This is a genomic window from Acidocella aminolytica 101 = DSM 11237 (genome assembly GCF_900129125.1).
GTDB lineage: Bacteria > Pseudomonadota > Alphaproteobacteria > Acetobacterales > Acetobacteraceae > Acidocella > Acidocella aminolytica.
Genome location: NZ_FQVJ01000075.1, coordinates 1 through 4,808, shown reverse-complemented (window position 1 = coordinate 4,808; position 4,808 = coordinate 1). Strand labels below are relative to the sequence as shown.

General features: G+C 57.7%; 6 protein-coding genes and 1 pseudogene. 3 read left to right on the top strand and 4 right to left on the bottom strand.

Annotated elements, in window-relative coordinates; translation table 11 throughout:
- Window positions 1-426: transposase (locus BUB54_RS19455; protein ID WP_217652563.1), on the top strand; the 426-nt coding region annotated here is incomplete at its 5' end.
- A gap of 341 nt (window positions 427-767) precedes the next feature.
- A pseudogene (locus tag BUB54_RS21680) lies at window positions 768-1,196 on the top strand (helix-turn-helix domain-containing protein); the annotation flags it as partial.
- A gap of 27 nt (window positions 1,197-1,223) precedes the next feature.
- Here BUB54_RS21680 and BUB54_RS19445 read toward each other — a convergent pair.
- From BUB54_RS19445 to BUB54_RS19430, 4 genes are all read right to left on the bottom strand, one after another.
- A complete protein-coding gene (locus tag BUB54_RS19445) occupies window positions 1,224-1,550 on the bottom strand; it encodes a RidA family protein (RefSeq protein WP_241869402.1) in 327 nt (108 codons plus the stop codon).
- A 50-nt stretch (window positions 1,551-1,600) separates the two neighbouring features.
- Complete coding sequence (locus BUB54_RS19440; protein ID WP_048879383.1) at window positions 1,601-2,329, bottom strand: DUF3726 domain-containing protein; 729 nt, start codon at window positions 2,327-2,329, stop codon at window positions 1,601-1,603.
- Window positions 2,326-4,002, bottom strand: coding sequence for a hypothetical protein (locus tag BUB54_RS19435; protein ID WP_048879384.1), 1,677 nt, complete (start codon window positions 4,000-4,002; stop codon window positions 2,326-2,328). Before BUB54_RS19435 ends, BUB54_RS19440 begins: the two co-directional genes overlap by 4 nt.
- A gap of 240 nt (window positions 4,003-4,242) precedes the next feature.
- A complete protein-coding gene (locus BUB54_RS19430; protein WP_083553831.1) occupies window positions 4,243-4,467 on the bottom strand; it encodes an MFS transporter in 225 nt (74 codons plus the stop codon).
- Window positions 4,468-4,533: 66 nt separating this feature from the next.
- Here BUB54_RS19430 and BUB54_RS20095 point away from each other — a divergent pair.
- Window positions 4,534-4,808, top strand: a 275-nt coding sequence (locus BUB54_RS20095) for a helix-turn-helix domain-containing protein (RefSeq protein WP_139285018.1), incomplete at its 3' end; no start/stop codon positions are given.

Genomic DNA, 4,808 nt, shown 5'->3' with positions numbered 1-4,808 from the left:
CGGCGCCTCGCTGAAAAGGCCAATCAAAGTGGATTTGCACGCACACCCTCCGCCAAGGTCATTGCCCGCCTGATGACCTCGGCACGGGATGGGCTTGCTAAATCCGAAGCGATCCTGGTGGCAGTCATCGAGGCAAGCGTCCCTGAATTGGTCGCGGCGCGCAAAGCGATTGGGGACTTCCAATCCATGATCCGCTCAAGATCAGCGGCAAAGCTCGCTGACTGGCTGGCGATTGCCAAAGGCAGCCTCATCGGGTCATTCGCCAGTGGCGTCGAAAAGGACCAGACGGCTGTCAGAAACGCGATCGTCTCACCATGGTCGAACGGACAGACTGAGGGGCAAATCACGCGCCTCAAACTTATCAAGCGACAGATGTATGGGCGCGCGAAACTTGACCTGCTTCAGGCGCGCGTAGTCGGCGCATGAGCATCGCCTGCAGCAAAAGTGAGTCAGAGCCCAAAAAGGACCCCTCAGCGGCATGGTGTTGCTTGTCCAGGTAGCGAACAGGAGGGCCCCGCGCGCCCGCGTAGCGCGTTTCACGAGCGCTGGCTGGTGATTCCGGAGCAAGGCGCCCATTGATTCCGGGATGATGTCGCCCCCCTATTCCGAGAAATTGTCGCCCATTGGTTCCGACAAATCCTCGCCCCCCGATTCCGGGATATTCTCGCCCGGGTAGACGGGGGTGAGGTCATCCTCGCTGGCTGAGTTTAGGTTCGCCTCTTTGGTTGTTGCCGAGGAGGGGATTGATGCCGGCGGGGAAGGTTTGCATGCGCCATGTGCGCGAGATTTTGCGTTTGGTTCACGAGGGGGCGTCGAAGCACCAGGTTGCCCGGCTGACGGGCGTAGTGCCCTCGACGGTGCGCGAGACATTGAGGCGGTTTACCGCTTCGGGGCTGGCGTGGCCGCTGGGTGATGATGTCACCGACAGCGTCCTTGAAGCCCGGCTGTACAAGAATGCCGGGAAGAAGCAGGGGCATCGGCAGCGTGCCGAACCGGACTGGGCGTGGATGCACCGTGAACTCAAGCGCAAGCACGTCACGCTTGCGATTTTGTGGGACGAATACATCGCCGCGGTGCCGGACGGCTATCGCTATTCCCGGTTCTGCGAGCTGTACCGGGCTTGGGAAGGCAAGCTCTCGGTCACCATGCGGCAAAGCCACGCCGGTGGTGAAAAACTCTTCGTCGATTATGCCGGCGTCAGCCCGCTAATGACAGAAACTCAATCAGGATCTGTCTGGCGTACGGGCGATTACGATCATCTCGACCCGCATCCCCTTGCGCGCAAGATTGACGCTACCAGTTGCACGGGCGGGTGGATGAACACGACGGAACCAATCGTCCCAAACCGCATTCATGCCCTCGAAATCCGTTATGTCCGCCAACCATATCTGTACCGAGGCGATATCGGCTCTACTGCCGCCGATGCGCGCCAGCGCCGCATCCACCTTCGCTAGAACCTGTTGAGTCTGGGTGGTGATATCAGCGGTCAAGTCGTCTGGAACCTGCCCGGCAAAAAAGACGATATCGCCGACGATGACGGCCTCGCTCATGCGCGGGCCCGGATTAATGTGCGTCAATGTCATGTGTTCTTCCTTTGAATTCAGTCGTTGTCGGTGACGGAGGCGCCTGCATCGCGCCGCGATTGCTCGGATGCGGGGACGGTTGTTCGCATTGCCAAGGCATTCAAACCAGCAAGCGTGTGCGACGTGAGAGGACAGATGTCCGCCGGAGTGAAGCTGCTTGCCTTTATGGCTTGCATCATCGGATCGCAAGGACGCACAATGAGCCGGGTCATTGGAACTTGGATGAGCGCAAGCAGCTCGGTACGATCGACCTCACCAGTTGCTGAAATCTGCATAGCACCACGGTCCCAGTTAAGGACAAGCGCGGTCTTCAAGGCGCGGGCCAGACGTGCAACATGGGGCGTGACAAGGCCTGGATAACGTAAGGTCATGATCGTGACCGGACCTGATCCGACACCTTCTTCAAGCCCGGCGTGATCGTCCAGTGCTACCCCAACAATTATAGGGCAAAGCCCGCCGCCGGACTGCGACGACCAAACACGGCCCTCAATAGAAATTGCATCGCTGCTTTCGGCTCGCGTGGTCAAATGCGCCAAGAGAACGGATGCGCCGTGCACACCACGCGCGGCCAGCCAACCCGCGGCAAGGCCCGCCTCCTCCGCCAGGCCCCAGGGCATGCCGGCACCACGCGCGGCTTTCAGGCACAGCATTTCCACTTCGTTGCGCGATAGCCGCGTCTGCTGCCCGGGGCATTCTACATAGCGGGTAGCCGACATGGTGGGGGCGTGAGCATCGATTACAGTCATGCCGAATTTCTTCCCAAGAATTCGTCGGGATAAGGCGTATCCTGAAACAGGCTGATACGAACCCATTTGTCCGAACGTGGATCAAAACGGCTTGCACCGAAGAAAGCCAACTTACAGCGCATCAGGTCGATCGGCAGCATGTCCGCCTTAATAAGATTGTCATGCACTTCGGCGAAGGGATGATCGATAGAGATCTGAACTCGACGGACCGCATAGCGATGTTCGGGACAGCGCATCAGAAAGGCCGCCACATGGATGCCGTCATCAACCTTTTGCAGTGCCTCGTGTAAGTCCTTGACCAACCGGGCAATACAGAGGGGTTGCTCCAGCGCGGCGCCCTCCTCGCAATGGCGGTCGCCGAGCCTGGGCTCAAGCTTTTCTTCGGAGACATACCAGAAGCGTGCTGTATTTTCTGGATCGGCAAAGTCAATCTCTAGTGCCCATTGAAATTGGTCGCAAATAGCACGCCTTAAGTTACCGATTGTCATCGCACCATCTATGCGCATGGCTATGGACTCCTCGGCAGACATGGTGTTACCCAGATTGTCGATCAGCTCGCCGTGAGGCTCGAGCATCAGCGCCAGAAGTGCCTCTTGTCCCTCGAGCGTTAGCGACGATTCACCCCATCGCCAGAGATCATCCCAGGGATTTGCCCCCCGCTGGGGCCAAGAGTTTAATTTTTCCGCGATCTGAGTCAGATCGGCGCGAAGATCAGAAAGCCTGGAGATCTGGATTGGATGTTCAGATCTCCACAACGTTACGTTCCGCTGCGCTTCCGCCAAGGCATCATGAAGCCCCCGAACACATTCTTCCTTCGCATTCGTCTGGGCGCGGACCCTGGCAAGAGCCTCCTCGCGAGCCAGCATCCAGTTGTTCAACAGCACGGGATGACGGACAAGAAAGGGGGCCATGCCCAGACCAGTTGAATTACCCACCCCCAGGGTACGACGGATAGCCCTATCCAGCCTCACGGCCTTGGCCCCCCCCTTTGCGGCAGCCAGATGCTCGACAAGATCGGCGCAAAAGCTTCGGATCAGCCATACGCTCAGCATTTCGGCCTGGAACGGGCCACGCAACTCCTCACGGTCGGCAATCACCGAGCGGTCTGCGGCACCGAATTTGCCCGCACCATAAACGGCTGTTGTACGCATGAGGTAGCCAACAGCATCTATCTTTGCTTGATCTGGCTGTATGCCCTGCGATAATCGCTCGACCACATGGGCAAAAAGCCGGACCGAGCGGTTTGCCCGGCTGAGTGACAATTCGCGCTGCGTGATTCGTCCAGCCTCCTGCAATGGGACGTTTGCCTCTAAACGGGTAATATCTTCCGGGCTGGGATCACCATCAAACAGCACGAAGGTTGCGTCCCAGGCGGTTGCAATGACACGATCAGATCGCATTTCGTCAGGCAGATGCTGTGGGAAGGCAACCAGGCTGTAGGTACGCACCGGGCCGATCGCCCGATAGATGGCGCGACCGACACCTTTGTCATCTATATCCCAAAGGGGATTGTCGAAGCGCCAGCCTTCGGCCTCAATCCTACGGAGTAGCTGACGCAGGAAGGACAAACGCGTAGGATGAGCGGCTCCCATGCGATCGAGCTTCAGCACCTGATCGGGTAAACGGCGGAACGGGAGCACATCAACAGTTGGAGTGAAGACAGGACTATTCATTTCTATGTCCTCCATATTCTATGCGACGAGGTCTAGGCGGCAGGCCCATCGGCTCTGGCTTACTGAGGGACGATTGAAAGGAAAAGCGATGGCATTTCAATACAAACCGATACGTTTCCATCATTCTTAATCACCGTTATGCGCGTCTGTACCTCTGATTACATTAACCGCACCCTTCGAAGGCTCCGAAAGATATCGTCATGTTTCGTTAGTATATAAGTGCGTAGACACAATGGGACCTTATAATCCTGCAGCCTCTTCGAGGGCTTTTCCATTCGTTTCCGGTGCCATGAAGTAGCTCGCTGTTGCCCCGACCAGCGCCACTCCCGTGGCAATCCACATAGTATTAGAAAGACCCAGATTGGTTAACGCCAAGGGGGTTGCGAAAGTGCCGATGGCTGCACCGATGCGGCTTGTTCCTGTGCACAGGCCAACGGCAGTTGCACGAACTTTGGTAGGGAACAACTCGTTAGTGTCCTGATCGGAAAGTAGTCTACATTCTGGCTAAACCTTAAACTTGGGGAGGCTAGGATGTCGAAGGGTCGTGCGGTTGCTGTCATGTTGGATGATGCTGAGGAAGCTGCCCTGACGGCTCTGATCCGCAAGCATGGAGCGCCACAGTCGCTGGCATTACGTGCCCGCATCGTGCTTGCCGCGGCGGACGGTCTAACCAACAAGGATATTGCGACGAAGCTGAATGTCTGCGCCCATACCGCTGGCGTGTGGCGCAATCGGTTTGCTCGCGATGGTCTGGATGGGCTGTACGATGAGCCCCGCCCCGGGGCACCGCGCCAGATTGGTGACGA

What these genes read in the sequence shown, in the direction of transcription:
- BUB54_RS19445 (WP_241869402.1), bottom strand. Translation starts at nt 1,550, where the DNA reads ATGAGCGAGGCCGTCATCGTCGGCGATATCGTCTTTTTTGCCGGGCAG.
- BUB54_RS19440 (WP_048879383.1), bottom strand. Translation starts at nt 2,329, where the DNA reads ATGACTGTAATCGATGCTCACGCCCCCACCATGTCGGCTACCCGCTAT.
- BUB54_RS19435 (WP_048879384.1), bottom strand. Translation starts at nt 4,002, where the DNA reads ATGAATAGTCCTGTCTTCACTCCAACTGTTGATGTGCTCCCGTTCCGC.